General features: G+C 66.2%; 14 protein-coding genes, 1 tRNA gene and 1 pseudogene. 8 read left to right on the top strand and 8 right to left on the bottom strand.

From position 1 onward, the window contains the following. Positions 1 to 57: 57 nt before the first annotated feature. The 3 genes from ELY12_RS06650 to ELY12_RS06660 all read right to left on the bottom strand — a co-directional run bounded on the left by ELY12_RS06650 (position 58) and on the right by ELY12_RS06660 (position 1,636). Positions 58 to 969 carry a sigma-70 family RNA polymerase sigma factor gene (locus tag ELY12_RS06650; RefSeq protein ID WP_126175914.1) on the bottom strand — a complete coding sequence of 304 codons (912 nt, stop codon included), beginning with the start codon at positions 967 to 969 and terminating at the stop codon, positions 58 to 60. Then, positions 959 to 1,429, bottom strand: coding sequence for a carboxymuconolactone decarboxylase family protein (locus tag ELY12_RS06655; protein ID WP_126175915.1), 471 nt, complete (start codon positions 1,427 to 1,429; stop codon positions 959 to 961). The genes ELY12_RS06650 and ELY12_RS06655 overlap by 11 nt, the downstream gene beginning before the upstream one ends. Positions 1,430 to 1,560: 131 nt before the next feature. Then, positions 1,561 to 1,636 (bottom strand) — tRNA-Trp (locus ELY12_RS06660). Between the two features lie 74 nt (positions 1,637 to 1,710). Between ELY12_RS06660 and aat the strand changes: the two genes are divergently transcribed. Further along, the gene (gene aat / locus ELY12_RS06665) at positions 1,711 to 2,421 is read left to right on the top strand and encodes a leucyl/phenylalanyl-tRNA--protein transferase (protein ID WP_164549431.1); all 711 of its coding nucleotides are present in this window, start codon (positions 1,711 to 1,713) and stop codon (positions 2,419 to 2,421) included. 35 nt (positions 2,422 to 2,456) lie between these two features. Here aat and ELY12_RS14485 read toward each other — a convergent pair. From ELY12_RS14485 to ELY12_RS06685, 4 genes and pseudogenes are all read right to left on the bottom strand, one after another. After that, positions 2,457 to 2,696, bottom strand: a pseudogene (locus tag ELY12_RS14485) (DUF2155 domain-containing protein); the annotation flags it as partial. 152 nt (positions 2,697 to 2,848) lie between these two features. After that, complete coding sequence (locus ELY12_RS06675; protein WP_126175916.1) at positions 2,849 to 3,262, bottom strand: NADH:ubiquinone oxidoreductase subunit NDUFA12; 414 nt, start codon at positions 3,260 to 3,262, stop codon at positions 2,849 to 2,851. Between the two features lie 40 nt (positions 3,263 to 3,302). Beyond that, the gene (locus tag ELY12_RS06680; RefSeq protein ID WP_126175917.1) at positions 3,303 to 3,782 is read right to left on the bottom strand and encodes a DUF192 domain-containing protein; all 480 of its coding nucleotides are present in this window, start codon (positions 3,780 to 3,782) and stop codon (positions 3,303 to 3,305) included. Then, the gene (locus ELY12_RS06685; RefSeq protein ID WP_126175918.1) at positions 3,779 to 4,333 is read right to left on the bottom strand and encodes a regulatory protein RecX; all 555 of its coding nucleotides are present in this window, start codon (positions 4,331 to 4,333) and stop codon (positions 3,779 to 3,781) included. Before ELY12_RS06685 ends, ELY12_RS06680 begins: the two co-directional genes overlap by 4 nt. A gap of 132 nt (positions 4,334 to 4,465) precedes the next feature. On the opposite strand from ELY12_RS06685, the gene ELY12_RS06690 reads away from it, so the two are divergent. The 4 genes from ELY12_RS06690 to ELY12_RS06705 all read left to right on the top strand — a co-directional run bounded on the left by ELY12_RS06690 (position 4,466) and on the right by ELY12_RS06705 (position 8,607). Beyond that, entirely contained in the window at positions 4,466 to 6,205 is a 1,740-nt protein-coding gene (locus ELY12_RS06690) for a fatty acyl-AMP ligase (protein ID WP_126175919.1), read from the top strand. Between the two features lie 106 nt (positions 6,206 to 6,311). Further along, positions 6,312 to 7,511: a toxic anion resistance protein gene (locus tag ELY12_RS06695; protein WP_126175920.1), complete on the top strand. Its 1,200-nt coding sequence runs from the start codon at positions 6,312 to 6,314 to the stop codon at positions 7,509 to 7,511. A 5-nt stretch (positions 7,512 to 7,516) separates the two neighbouring features. After that, positions 7,517 to 8,302 carry a hypothetical protein gene (locus ELY12_RS06700; protein WP_126175921.1) on the top strand — a complete coding sequence of 262 codons (786 nt, stop codon included), beginning with the start codon at positions 7,517 to 7,519 and terminating at the stop codon, positions 8,300 to 8,302. Further along, positions 8,302 to 8,607 carry a polyhydroxyalkanoic acid system family protein gene (locus tag ELY12_RS06705; RefSeq protein ID WP_126175922.1) on the top strand — a complete coding sequence of 102 codons (306 nt, stop codon included), beginning with the start codon at positions 8,302 to 8,304 and terminating at the stop codon, positions 8,605 to 8,607. Before ELY12_RS06700 ends, ELY12_RS06705 begins: the two co-directional genes overlap by 1 nt. Here ELY12_RS06705 and ELY12_RS06710 read toward each other — a convergent pair. Then, complete coding sequence (locus tag ELY12_RS06710) at positions 8,604 to 9,044, bottom strand: DUF2721 domain-containing protein (RefSeq protein WP_126175923.1); 441 nt, start codon at positions 9,042 to 9,044, stop codon at positions 8,604 to 8,606. The two genes, ELY12_RS06705 and ELY12_RS06710, sit on opposite strands and share 4 nt — an antisense overlap. 86 nt (positions 9,045 to 9,130) lie before the next feature. Here ELY12_RS06710 and ku point away from each other — a divergent pair, with 86 nt between their 5' ends. Genes ku through ligD form a run of 3 tightly spaced genes read left to right on the top strand, consistent with a single transcriptional unit; the run spans position 9,131 to position 13,067 of the window. Next, positions 9,131 to 10,033, top strand: coding sequence for a non-homologous end joining protein Ku (gene ku, locus ELY12_RS06715; protein WP_126175924.1), 903 nt, complete (start codon positions 9,131 to 9,133; stop codon positions 10,031 to 10,033). Beyond that, positions 10,033 to 10,503 (top strand): MgtC/SapB family protein, encoded by a 471-nt coding sequence (locus tag ELY12_RS06720; protein WP_126175925.1) that lies wholly within the window; start codon positions 10,033 to 10,035, stop codon positions 10,501 to 10,503. Before ku ends, ELY12_RS06720 begins: the two co-directional genes overlap by 1 nt. Then, positions 10,500 to 13,067, top strand: coding sequence for a DNA ligase D (gene ligD, locus ELY12_RS06725; protein WP_126175926.1), 2,568 nt, complete (start codon positions 10,500 to 10,502; stop codon positions 13,065 to 13,067). Before ELY12_RS06720 ends, ligD begins: the two co-directional genes overlap by 4 nt. Positions 13,068 to 13,189 lie beyond the last annotated feature (122 nt).

Below are 13,189 nucleotides of genomic sequence, written 5' to 3' on the forward strand. Positions count from 1 at the left end.
CGAATTGCCCCTCCGGCTATCGCGTACAACGTTTCCCCGAGCGCGGTGGTTCCCGGGCTAACGCTTGCTAACGCGCTGATTCTCGGGAGAATCGCGGTCGCTCATCGCAAGCATCGCCTTGATGTGTCGAAGCTTATCGGGGTTGCGCACGATGTAGAGCGCGGTGATCTTTCCATCGCGGACCTCGAGCGCGGTTGTCTGCAAGATTGCCCCGCGGTCGATGCTGACGAAGCCGGGAAGACCATCGATCATAACGATGCGCAGCAGTTGCGGCCGATATGCCGCCTTGCGCGCCAGCCCCTGGAACAGGCGGAGCACACGGTCCATTCCGCGGACGACATTGCGGAAGGCGACGACTCTGCCGCCGCCATCGGAGAATACGGCGACTTCGTCGGCAAGAATACCGCTCAGGGTCTTGAGGTCGCCTTTCGTGCTCGCCTCATGAAACGCGCGCACGAGCTCCGACGCGCTTTGCGGTGACAGCGTGTACCGCGGCCTCGCCTCGCGGACGTGGCGGCGGGCACGGGAAGCAAGCTGGCGAACGGCGGCCGGTTCGCGTTCGAGGACGGCGGCCACCTCGTTCAGCGGCGTATCGAAAATGTCGTGCAGCAGGAAAGCAGCGCGTTCGAGCGGTGAAAGCCGCTCCATCGCCATCATGAGCGTCAGAGTGACATCGTCGGCTACGGCCTCTTCGCTGGCCTGCTGGAGGAGCGGCTCCGGCAACCACGCGCCGACATATTCCTCGCGCCGCGCCCGCGCCGACTTTAGTCGATCCAGGCAGAGGCGAGTCGCGATCCGGGTCAGGTAGGCCTCCGGCACATCGATTTTGCCATCGACCGCCGCCCAGCGCGGCCAGGCATCCTGGACGACATCCTCGGCTTCGCTCAGCGAGCCCAGCATGCGATAAGCGAGGCGCAGCAGCCGGGGCCGCTGCGCCTCGAAATCGCTCAGGCGGGTATCAGGCTGCATCGGCGCGCATTGTCGCACCGCGCGGCGGATGGGCAACACGGAAGCCGACCTGGAGCCGGTTCCAGACATTGATCGCGCCGATGGCGAAGGTCAGTTGCACCCGTTCCCCTTCGTCGAATTGGGCCGCGAGGGCATCATATGCTTCTTCACTCGCCCCATCGTCCGCCACGCGGGTCAGCGCCTCGGTCCAGCCCAGCGCCGCTCGCTCGCGATCGGAATAGAGATAGGAGTCGCGCCACGCGCTCAGGAGGTAAAGCTTCATTTCGTCGACGCCGCGCTTCCGCAAGTCGGTGGTGTGCATGTAGATGCAAAAGGCGCAGCCGTTGATCTGCGACGCGCGCAGCTTGACGAGTTCAAGCAGCTCCGGATCGATCGCCTGGGCGAGCGCTTGTTCGAGTGCGACCATCGCCTTGAAGCCGGCGGGAAAGAGGGCGGATGGATTGTCGAGGCGGGGGGTCAAGATCGGTCTCCTTGTCACAAGCGTCGAAGCGCTCGAAACCAAGACGATCCGGCCATGCCGGTTGTGACATGGGTCCGAAAATTCGTCAGCAAGTGCGGCCAACGGGCAGCAAGCAGACGTTCCGGTAAAATTGGCAGGGGCGGAGGGACTCGAACCCACGGCCCTCGGTTTTGGAGACCGATGCTCTACCAGCTGAGCTACACCCCTGCGCTGGAGGAGGCGCCCTGTAGGTGCAAAAGCGCTGCATCGCAAGCGGCCAAACCTGCTAGAATGCAGTACCGATGCACGCGCCTGCCCTGCCCATCATTCCGAGCGACCTATTGCTGCTCGCGTACCGCAATGGGATCTTCCCGATGTCGGACGGGCGCGACGACCCGGAAGTATTCTGGGTCGAGCCCAAGCACCGGGCGATTCTCCCGCTCGACGGGTTCCGCCTGTCGCGCTCGCTGGCGAAAGTTGTGCGCAAGGAGCGCTTCGCGGTGACCTGCGACGCGGCTTTCGACCAGGTGATCGCCGAGTGCGCCGAGCCGCGGCCCGATCATCCCGAAAGCTGGATCAGCGCGCGCATTATGGCGAGCTACCGAGCGCTGCACGGCGAGGGCCATGCGCATTCGATCGAGTGCTGGCAGGGCGATGAGCTGGTGGGCGGCCTCTACGGCGTCGGCTTCGGCGGGGTGTTCTGCGGCGAATCGATGTTTAGTCGGGCCGACAATGCGAGCAAGGTGGCGCTGACCTGGCTCGTTGCGCTGCTGCGCCGCGCGGGGGCGCGGCTGCTCGACTGTCAGTTCATGACCGAACACCTCGCCTCATTGGGCGCGGTGGAGATTTCGCAGGAGCGCTACGTGGCGTTGCTGGGCGAGGCCGTTGGCGTGGGCGACGGAGCCGGTGCGGCATCGCTGCCGGAGGCTTTCGGCGCGCTGGAAGCGGAAGCCTCGGGCGCGGGCTTGTCGCCCGCGAAGCTCATTCTGCAGTCCTTGACCCACACGTCATAGATCGGGTGCTCGACCACGTTGAGGCTGGGCGACTCCTTGAACAGCCAGCCCGAGAAGATCTTTTTCCACCCATCGTTGTCGCGCGCGCCGCGCACGAACACCTGGGCGAAGGCGCCGGTCTGCTTGGGGAACTCCCACGGAGCGGTCCGTTCGCAGGCGGCGAGACGGACGATCACATCACCCCATCGCTGCGCGTCGCCCGGCTTCATCTCGAAATCGCGCGACAGGTTGTTGCGCTTGTTGAGTACCCCGATAACCGCGACGCGATCCTTCATCGGCGTCCCTTCGCCCGCCTCAACGGGGCGCACCAGCGCGGGCGAGCGCAAGTCTTCGGGAATATCGGTCTCAACCGCCTGCGGGGGCGGCGGGCCCTTCGAACACGCGGCGAGCGCGGCCAGACCCAAGAAGGTGAAACCCGCGCGCACGGTCAGGCGTCCGGGCTCCAAGCCTCGTAATCGCCCGACGCCGCCGCGCGCCGTCCGCCGCGCTCGAGCGCGCCTTGGGGGCGATAGGCGGTAGCGGTGCCGGTGGCGTTCGGAGTGTGATCGGCCTCCCACACGCGGGGAGGCGGCAGGCGGCTCTCGGGTACGCCGTCGACCGATCCGTGCAGCCAGCCGTGCCATTCGGCGGGCACGTTGCTGGCATCGTTCGCACCGGCGTAGATCACCCAGCGCCGCTCGCTCCCTGCGAACGGCTGGCCCGCCTTCACGCGCTTCTTGGCGCGAAAGTAGCGGTTGCCGGCAAGGTCGGTGCCGACCTGCTCGCCGTTCAGCGCGCTCCACAGCGAAGTGCCGATGGTCGCGCCGTCCCACCAGGTGAAGATCTTGGAGAAAAAGCCCATGGCCGGCGCGGTTAGCCGATTCGATGCGGAGCGCCAAGCGCTACCAATCGACCTTCGCGCCCGGCCCGATCCCGAGCGCGGCGGCGCGCCCGCCGGGGATTTCCAGCACCGCGCTAGACATGCCGACCGCGCTCACGGGGGTGAGCGAATAGGGCACGGTGTTGGCGGCAATGTTGAGCACGCGGAGGTCGGTGCCGATGAAAATGATATCAAGCGGCAGCGGGGTGTTCTTCATCCAGAAGCTCGGCACGTCGACCGGTTCGCGGGGAAAGATCATGCCCTCGTCCGGCCCGAGCTGGGTGCGGAACATGAGGCCTTGCGCCTGCTCCTCGTCGGTCTTCGCGACCTCGACCCGGAACGTATGCTTGCCCTTCGCGGTGGTGATGGTGAGCGGCACCACCGGCAGGCCGGAGACCGGGTGCGTCGCCGAGGCGGCCGCGGCGGGGGTCGCCTCGGTGGCGGGCTGCGGGGAACAGGCCGCAAGCGCGGCGACGGCGGCGATGGCGAAGGAACGGATCATCGGGACTCCTCGGGCTCGGCGGCCCATTCTTCGGCCGCGTCGATCGTGGCGGCGTCGATTACCGCGCGGGCGACATCGAATCCATGGCCCGCGCGCAGCATCGCAGCGAATTGCTTCTGGCGGACGTCGCGGTCGGCGGGCGGGCCCCACGGCCCTAGGCGGCGGCGGGAAGCGAGCGCGACCGCGGCGCGCCGTTCCTCTGCCTCTCCGGCGCGGACTTCCTCGCGCACCTCTTCGGCGATGCCGGCGGCGGTGAGCGCCTGGTTGACCCGGCGCTGGCCGTACCCGCGCCGTAGCAGACTGCCGCTCTTGGCGCGGGCGTAGGCTTCATCGTCGAGATAGCCGAGTTCGACGAATCGCTCCACGATACCGCGCGGGTCGGCTGGGCGATCCGCCTCCCAGCCGCGCTCTCGGACTTTGCGAATCAGGTATTGCTCCAACTTGCCTCCGCTGGTCGCGAACCGCGCGACATAGGCGAGCGCCAGTTCCTCCAGCCGCGCGGGGTCGAGCGGGCGCGGTTTGCGCGGTGGACGGGATCGATCGGCGGCCATCTTCCGCCATAATCGTGCCACACTGTGTAACGATTGGGAAACCTTGGACCAACGTGCTATTGGACGCGCACGACCGAACTGCACGCAACAAGCGCCGCAAGAGGCGCGCAGACAACGGGTTTCGCTCCACACATGACCGATACGCAACCGAAGCCAACGCCGAACGATTGCCCCCTGCCTCGCCGCAGGGCCGATTTCGGCACTTTTGCCGAGGCGATCGACTACGCGGCCCGCAGCGAGAAGGGCCTCAACTTCCACGACATGCGCGGCGACCTGGAACGCGCGTACACCTTCCGCGAGATGCGCGAGGACGGCATCGCGATGGCCTATCGCCTGATCGCCGCCGGCATCGGCAAGGACGACCGCGTCGCGCTGATCGCCGAGACCGGCGCCGAATTCGCCGCCCTGTTCTGCGGTTGCATCTATGCCGGCGCCTGGCCGGTCCCGCTGCCGCTGCCGACCACCTTCGGCGGCAAGGAAGGCTACATCGACCAGCTGGTGGTCCAGCTGCAGAGCGCAGACCCCAAGATCCTGTTCTACCCGGCGGAGATCGCCGAGATGGCACAGGCCGCCGCCGACCGGCAGGGCTGCGAAGGCATGAGCTGGGAGGATTTCGCGCACGGTCCAGCACCCGAGTGCGACCTGCCGAAAGCCCAGCCCGACGACATCTGCTACCTGCAGTATTCGAGCGGATCGACCCGTTTTCCGACCGGCGTGGCGGTCACTCACCGCGCGCTGCTGCACAACCTCTACGGCCACGCGACCGGGGTGGACCTTGGCGGCGACGACCGGGTGGTTAGCTGGCTGCCGTGGTATCACGACATGGGCCTCGTCGGCTGCTTCCTGTCGCCGATCGCCAACCAGGTAAGCTGCGACTATCTCAAGACCGAGCACTTCGCGCGCCGCCCGCTGGCGTGGCTCGACCTGATCAGCCGCAATCCGGGCCATACGCTCAGTTATTCGCCCACCTTTGGTTACGACATTTGCGCGCGCCGGATATCGTCGCAGAGCCATGTTTCAGAACGCTTCGACCTGTCGCGCTGGCGCACCGCGGGCAACGGCGCGGACATGATCCGGCCCGACGTGATGCAGAACTTCGTCAACGCATTTGCCGAAGCGGGCTTCAAGGCGAGCGCATTCACCCCGAGCTACGGTCTCGCAGAAGCCACCCTGGCGGTCACCGTGATGCCGCCGGGCGAAGGCATCCGGGTCGAGCTGGTCGAGGAAGAGCGCCTGTCGGGCACCCCCCGCGACCTCAGCAGACCGGCGCGCTACCGGGCGATCGTCAATTGCGGCAAGCCGCTTCCCGGCATGGAGGTGGAGATTCGCGGCGAGCAGGGCCAGCTCAAGGGCGACCACCAGATCGGCAAGGTCTGGTGCCGCGGTGAGAGCGTGATGCACTCGTACTTCCGCAACGAGGAAGCGACCAACGACTGCCTCGTCGATGGCTGGCTCGACACCGGCGACATGGGCTACCTCGGCGACGGCTACCTGTTCATCGTCGGCCGGGCGAAGGACATGATCATCATCAACGGCAAGAACCACTGGCCGCAAGACATCGAGTGGGCGGTCGAGCAATTGCCCGGCTTCAACCACGGCGACATCGCGGCGTTCTCGGTCGAGGCGGAGAACGGCGAGGAAGTGCCCGCGGTGCTGGTCCACTGCCGCGTCTCGGACCCCGAGGAACGGGTGCGCCTCCACGACCAGATCCGCGACAAGGTTCGTTCGATCACCGGCATGAACTGCGTGGTCGAATTGGTCCCGCCGCGCACTTTGCCGCGCACCAGCTCGGGCAAGCTCAGCCGCGCCAAGGCGAAGCGGCTGTACCTGTCGGGCGAAATCGAGCCGATCAAGCTGCTCGAAGCGGCCTGATTCTCAACGCACAAAAGGTTCAACCTCGCGTCTGGCGTGCTAGACGGGCTTGAAACACGCGCGGACTGTCTTATCATTCTAACACAGCGCGTTCCTGAGAGGACCCATGGCAGAGACACAGACCGCAACCGCGACCGACCTCAACCTGACCCCGCCCGATCCGGTGCCGGTGGTTTCGGCCGAAAAGGCCTCGGGCCTCGTCCCGGTGGGTGAGGACAAGAAGTCCAAGCTCGAGGAAAAGGCCGATGCTTTCGTCGCCGACCTGGTGGCGCAGGACGCCAACTCGCCCGAGTTCGGCCGCAAGGTCGATCAGATCACCAACATGGGCCGCAAGGAAATCATGGCGGCGGCCGGGCACTCGAACCGCTTCCTCGACCGGCCGGTGCGGGCGATGAGCAAGGATGAAGGCGTCGGTGCCAATCTTGCCGAGCTGCGGCGGGTGGTCGAGGACCTCGATCCCGGCAAGCGCGGCGCGCTCAGCACGCCGAAGAAAATCCTCGGCATCATCCCGTTCGGCAACAAGCTGACCAATTATTTCCGCAGTTACCAGTCCGCCCAGACGCACATCCAGTCGATCCTCGGCAACCTCGCCAGCGGCAAGGACGAGCTGTTGATGGACAACGCCGCGATCGACGTCGAGCGGCAGAAGCTGTGGGAGGCGATGGGTAATCTCGAGCAGATGATTCACATCTCCAAGACGCTCGATGAGAAGCTGGAGGACAAGGCCGCCGAGCTCGACGCGACCGACCCGGCCAAGGCCAAGGCGATCCGCGAGACCGCGCTGTTCTACGTTCGCCAGCGGACGCAGGACCTGCTGACCCAGATGGCGGTCAGCGTGCAGGGCTACCTCAGCCTCGACCTCGTCAAGAAGAACAACGTCGAGCTGGTGAAGGGCGTCGACCGCGCCAGCACCACCACCGTCGGCGCGCTGCGCACCGCGGTCACCGTGGCCGAGGCGATGACCAACCAGCGGCTGGTGCTGAACCAGATCACCGCGCTCAACACCACGACCGCGAACATCATCGACAGCACGTCGAAGCTGCTGCGCGAGCAGACCGGCAAGATTCACGAGCAGGCCGCCGCCAGCACGATCCCGCTCGAGACGCTGCAGCGCGCGTTCCAGAACATCTACGATACGATGGACGAGGTCGATGCGTTCAAGCTGCGCGCGCTCGATTCGATGAAGCAGACCGTCAACACGCTGTCGTCCGAAGTCGAGAAGTCGAAGGGCTATATCGCGCGCGCCGAGGGCCAGGCGAAGGCTTCGGCGACCGTCGCCGAGTCCAAGCTGCTGACGGTGGAGTAACCGAGGTGAGCAACCTCACCCGCGACACCGAACGCGCGCTCGCCGAGGCGCGCCGGGTGCGCGACGACAATCGCGCGGGCGGGCGTCACCGGCGCGCGCTCCAGCCGTCGATCGGCCAGGAATCGCGCCGGCTGCGGCGGCGGCATCGCAGCCACAAGCTGCGCAACATCGTGCTCGCGCTGTTCGCGCTATGGGTCGCGAGCGGGGTGATCGGGACAATCATCGACGGCATCGGCTTCATGGGCGTGATGGCGCTGATCGTCGCCAGCGTGGTCGCGGTCGCGGTGCTCGGCAAGTACCCGCGGATGAAGACCCCGAAGCGCGTCGACCTGACCCGCGCGACCGACGCCAAGGAACTGGTTGGCCGCACCGAGCTATGGCTCGAAGCGCAGCGCCCCGCCCTGCCCGCGCCCGCCGCCGACATGGTCGGCAAGATCGGCGTCCAGCTCGATGCGCTCGGCCTGCAGCTCGACGGGATCGACCCCAATCACCCGGCCGCGCACGAAGTCCGCACCCTGGTCGGCGAGACCCTGCCCGAGATGGTCGACAGCTATCGCCGCATCCCGCAGCACTTGCGCGCCGAGGAGCGCGCCGGCGCCACGCCCGACGCGCAGCTCGCCAGCGGCCTCGGCAAGATCAGCGACGAGATCGACCGAGTGACGCGGCAACTCGCCGAAGGCAGCCTCGACGATCTGGCGGTCAAGACCCGCTACCTCGACTATAAATACGGCGACGAGGACATGGCCCTGCCCGCGCCCTCTATCGCCGCCCCCACCAAGGACCCCGCCTGATGCGCGTCGCCATTCCGCACACTCTCGACAACGACACCGTGCGCGAGCGCCTACGGGGCAAAAGCCACGAGATCGCCGACCACATCCCCGGCGGCGCCGCGGTGCGGACATCCTGGCCGACCGAAGAGCGGATGACGATGGACATCAACGCGATGGGCCAGAACCTCCACGCGCATGTCGACCTGGAGCCCGGACAGTTGATATTCGAAGTGCCGCTGCCGGCGGCGCTGTCGTTCATCGAACCGATGATCGCCGGCGCGATCGAGAGCGGCGGCAAGAAGCTGCTAGCGCCGCCGAAGGACTAAAGCCGCCGTTCGTGCTCCAGTAGCTCGGCGGGTATGCGCAGCGCCGCGGAGGCGATCCGGGTTTCGCGCAGGAACAGCACCAGCGCCCACATCATCAGGCCGACCGCGACGATGAAAGTGCCGGCGACCACCTGCTGCAGGTTGGCGCCCGCCAGCTCCTCGATGAACAGCAGCGCGACCGTCAGACCGATCGAGATACCGCTGATCACCAGCAGCAAGATCGCCCTGATAATCAGCCGGATGCGCTGGTCCACCAGCCGCATCTCGCGCACCACCATGTCGTGCTCGGTGCCCACGGTATCACCGTGCTCGCGCTGTAGCGCGCGGCTGCGATCGACGATCCGGCCGAGGCGGGTCGACAACAAGTTCATGATGTTGCCCATCGCCACCAGCACGAAGACCGGCGCGAGCGCGAGTTGGATGGTCTGCGCGATCATGGCGACCCGATAACGCCCCAGACCGGGATTGGAACCGAATCCCCCGATGAATCGTCAAGTTGACGCACAGAAGGGGAATTCGTCAGATGGCCGCACGCGCATACTGGACCGGACAGATCAGGCTGGCGCTCGTGTCGATCCCGGTCGAAGCCTACGCCGCCACCAAGAGCGGCGCCGCGATCCAGTTCCACCAGATCCACGAGCCGAGCGGCAAGCGGATCAACTACGAGAAGGTGGTTCAAGGCATCGGCCCGGTCGATCGCGACGAGATAGTCAAGGGCTACGAGATCTCGAAGGGCAACTACGTCCTCCTCGACGACGACGAGATCGAGGCGGTCAAGATCGAGAGCAAGCGCACGCTCGAGCTCGTCCAGTTCGTCGACGCCAACGAGATCGACGTGTTCTACTTCGAGAAGCCCTATTACATCGTGCCTCAAGACGAGCTGGCGGAAGAGGCCTTCATCGTGCTGCGCGAGGCGCTGCGCGCGAAGAAGAAGATCGCGCTCGGCCAGCTGTCGGTGCGCGGGCGCGAACAGCTCGTCAGCCTGAAGCCGTGCGGCAAGGGCATCGTCATGGAGACGCTGCGTTACGAGGACGAGGTCAGGAAAGCGCAAACCTATTTCAAGGACATTCCCGCCACCAAGCCGGCGAAGGAGATGCTCGAACTGGCCGGTTCGCTGATCGACCAGAAGAGCGCGCCGTTCGACGCGGGCGAGTTCCACGACCGCTATGTCGATGCACTCAAGAAGCTGGTCGAGAAGAAGGCCAAGGCCAAGGGCAAGAAGATCATCGAGGAGCCCGACGCCCCCGCGCCGCGCGGCTCCAACGTCATCGACCTGATGGCCGCGCTGAAGAACTCGGTCAGCGGCAAGGCGGCCAACGATTCCGACGAGAAGAAGCCCGTCAAGAAGGCTTCGGCGAAGAAAGGGACCGCGAAGAAGGCCGCGCCCAAGAAGGAGTCCGCTCACAAGGCACGGAAGCGCGCCTGATGGAGCTCAACGAACCGGTTCTCGTCCACTGGGTCGATACCGACGTCCTGCTGCGGATCGTCGTCGCTGCCGTGCTTGGCCTGCTGCTCGGGCTTGATCGGGAGGTGAAGGGTCGCGCTGCCGGGCTGCGAACCCACGGGCTGATATGCGTGGCCGCCGCCGCGATGACGGTGTCGATGATCTCGCTCTACAATCAACTCGGCGGCGATGGCGCAGACGTGCTCCGCATCTTCGAGGCGACCGGATCCTTCATCGGCATCGTCGGCGCCGGGCTGATCGTGTTCAGCAAGGGGCGGGTCAAGAACCTGACCACGGCGGCGCACCTGTGGCTGACCGCCGTCGTGGGTATCGCCTGCGGGGCCGGCCAGTGGCCGCTGGTGGCCATGCTGGCGGCGACCTCGATCGTGATGCTGACGATGCTCGGCGTGCTGGCGCGCCGGTACTGGCCTGACGAGGACTTCACCCAATGAGCAAGACCCGCGCGAAAGCGGCGGACCCGCTCAAGGAATACAACGCCAAACGCGACTTTAAGAAGACCGCCGAACCTGCAGGTAAGCGCGCGGCTAGCTCGGCGAGCAAGGAAGGCGGGCGGCTGGTGGTGCAGAAGCACGACGCTACGCGCCTGCACTGGGACTTGCGGCTTGAGGCGGATGGCGTGTTGAAGTCGTGGGCGGTGACCAAGGGCCCCAGCCCCGATCCCGATATCAAACGCCTCGCGGTGCAGACCGAGGACCATCCGATGTCCTACGGCGACTTCGAAGGCTCGATCCCCAAGGGCGAGTATGGCGGCGGCACGGTGATGCTGTGGGACCGCGGCACGTGGGAGCCGGTCGAGGGCAAGAGCTGGAAGGACCTCGCCAAGGGCCACCTCCACTTCCGCTGCGACGGCGAGCGGATGAAGGGCGAATGGCTGCTGATCCGTTTGAAGCGCCGCCCGGGCGAGAAACGCGACAACTGGCTGCTGCGCAAGATCCAGGACGAATACGCCGAGCCGGGCGACCCGCTGGTCGAACACGCGCTGACCAGCGTGCTCACCGGCCGCTCGATGGCGGAGATCGCCTCCGATGCCGAAGGTTCGCACTCCTTGAAGGGCAAGCGCGGCGATACCTTCGTCAAGGAGATGGAAAAGGCGGCCAAGCACAACGCCAGGAAGGCCAAGCCCAAGGCAGCGAAGAAGCCCGGCAAGCCGCCCAGGTTCCGCGAACCGCAGCTCGCCACGCTGGTGGATAGCGTACCGGCGGGAAACCGCTGGATGCACGAGATCAAATTCGACGGCTACCGCGCGATGATCGCGGCGACGGGCAGCGACGTGCGCGTTTACACCCGCAAGGGGCTAGACTGGTCGGACAAGTTCGGGCCGCTGGTGCAGGCACTCGCCGAGCTCGACCTCCCGCCGTGCCTGATCGACGGCGAGATCGTGGCCTACGACGCGCAAGGGAATCCCGATTTCTCCTCGTTGCAGGCGGTGCTCAAGCGCGGGCACGGGTCGCAGAAGGCAAGCGACAACCTCTCGTTCCACGCGTTCGACCTGCTCGAAGTCAACGGCGAGGATTTGACGCGCCTGCCCAACATCGAGCGCAAGGAGCGGCTCGAGGCGCTGCTCAAGGCCGCGCAGCCGCCGATCCACGTCGCCGACCACGTGATCGGCGCGGGCGAGAAGCTGTTCAAAACGATGTGCGACGCGGGCCAGGAAGGGATCATCTCGAAGGCGATCGACGCGCCCTATCGTTCGACCCGGAGCAAGAGCTGGGTGAAGGTCAAGTGCACCCGGCGGCAGGAATTCGTCATCATCGGGTGGAAGAAGTCCGACAAAGCGGGTCGGCCGTTCTCCTCGATCCTGTTGGCGCAGAACGAGGGCGGCAAGCTGGTCTACAAGGGCAATGTCGGCACCGGGTTCAACCAGGAGACGCTGATGGACCTCGCCGAGCGGTTTGCGAAGCTCAAGACCGACAAGGCGCCCGCCGAGGTTGACCGCCCGTCACGCCGCGGGGTCACCTGGATCAAGCCCAAGCTGGTCGCCGAGATCGCCTTCGCCGAGTTCACCGGCCCCACGAGCGAGAGTGGGGGCGGCAACGTGCGCCATGGCAGCTTCCTCGGCCTGCGCGGCGACAAGAAGGCGGAGGAGGTCGTGCCCGAAGTCGCGCAGGAAGCGCCCGCAGCGGAGCCGGTGGAAGAGCTGGTCAAGATCTCCAACCGCGACCGGGTGATCTTCCCCGAAAGCGGCGAGACCAAGGGCCAGCTCGCCGACTACTATCAGGCGATCGCGCCGCTGATGCTGCCGTGGGCGGCGTTCCGCCCGGTGAGCCTGGTGCGCTGCCCGCAGGGGCGCGGGAAAAAGTGCTTCTTCCAAAAGCACGACAGCGGGTCGTTCGGCCCCTCGGTCCACCACGTCCCGATCCGCGAGAAGGACGGCGACATGGAGGATTACCTCTATGTCGAGGATGCCGCGGGCCTGCTCACCTGCGTGCAGATGGGCACGATCGAATTCCACGGCTGGGGCTCGCGCACCGCCGACGTGGAGGCGCCCGACCGGATGGTGATCGACCTCGACCCCGACGAAGGCCTCGATTTCGAGGACGTGAAGCGGGCGGCGATCGATTTCCACGACCGGCTCGAGGACCTGGGCCTCGTCAGCTACGCGATGCTCTCAGGCGGCAAGGGAGTCCATGTGGTCATCCCGCTCACCCCCGGCCATTCGTGGGACCAGCACAAGGACTTCTCCAAGCGCTTCGCCGAGGCGATGGCGATCGCCGAGCCCGACCGCTTCGTCTCGAACATGAGCAAGGCGAAGCGGGTGGGGAAGATTTTCATCGACTACCTGCGCAACCAGCGCGGCTCGACCGCCGTGCTGCCCTACTCCGCCCGCGCCCGCGCCGGCGCGCCGGTGGCGGTTCCGGTGACGTGGGACGAGCTACCGGGCTTTCCCTCGGCGCACGAGTTCTCGATTGCGGACGCCGCCAAGCTGCTGGAGCGGGCGAAAGCCAAGGAGCTGCACGGCTGGGGCTTCGCCGAGCAGTCGCTGCCGGATATCTGACCCAGCCCCACAACCAACCGTCACCCCGGACTTGATCCGGGGTGGTGCTGCCTTTGCGACATCGGCAAGAAAAGCACTGGCCCGGATCAAGTCCGGGCTGACGAAGAGTGTTAGCTAAGGCC

It is taken from the genome of Tsuneonella rigui, assembly GCF_003958625.1.
In the GTDB taxonomy this organism is placed as follows: Bacteria; Pseudomonadota; Alphaproteobacteria; order Sphingomonadales; family Sphingomonadaceae; genus Tsuneonella; species Tsuneonella rigui.

Coding starts and splice junctions, on each gene's coding strand:
- ELY12_RS06680 (WP_126175917.1), bottom strand. CDS start 3,782: ATGATCCGTTCCTTCGCCATCGCCGCCGTCGCCGCGCTTGCGGCCTGT.
- ligD (WP_126175926.1), top strand. CDS start 10,500: ATGAGCAAGACCCGCGCGAAAGCGGCGGACCCGCTCAAGGAATACAAC.
- ELY12_RS06710 (WP_126175923.1), bottom strand. CDS start 9,044: ATGATCGCGCAGACCATCCAACTCGCGCTCGCGCCGGTCTTCGTGCTG.
- aat (WP_164549431.1), top strand. CDS start 1,711: ATGCACGCGCCTGCCCTGCCCATCATTCCGAGCGACCTATTGCTGCTC.
- ku (WP_126175924.1), top strand. CDS start 9,131: ATGGCCGCACGCGCATACTGGACCGGACAGATCAGGCTGGCGCTCGTG.
- ELY12_RS06650 (WP_126175914.1), bottom strand. CDS start 969: ATGCAGCCTGATACCCGCCTGAGCGATTTCGAGGCGCAGCGGCCCCGG.
- ELY12_RS06705 (WP_126175922.1), top strand. CDS start 8,302: ATGCGCGTCGCCATTCCGCACACTCTCGACAACGACACCGTGCGCGAG.
- ELY12_RS06675 (WP_126175916.1), bottom strand. CDS start 3,262: ATGGGCTTTTTCTCCAAGATCTTCACCTGGTGGGACGGCGCGACCATC.
- ELY12_RS06695 (WP_126175920.1), top strand. CDS start 6,312: ATGGCAGAGACACAGACCGCAACCGCGACCGACCTCAACCTGACCCCG.
- ELY12_RS06720 (WP_126175925.1), top strand. CDS start 10,033: ATGGAGCTCAACGAACCGGTTCTCGTCCACTGGGTCGATACCGACGTC.
- ELY12_RS06685 (WP_126175918.1), bottom strand. CDS start 4,333: ATGGCCGCCGATCGATCCCGTCCACCGCGCAAACCGCGCCCGCTCGAC.
- ELY12_RS06690 (WP_126175919.1), top strand. CDS start 4,466: ATGACCGATACGCAACCGAAGCCAACGCCGAACGATTGCCCCCTGCCT.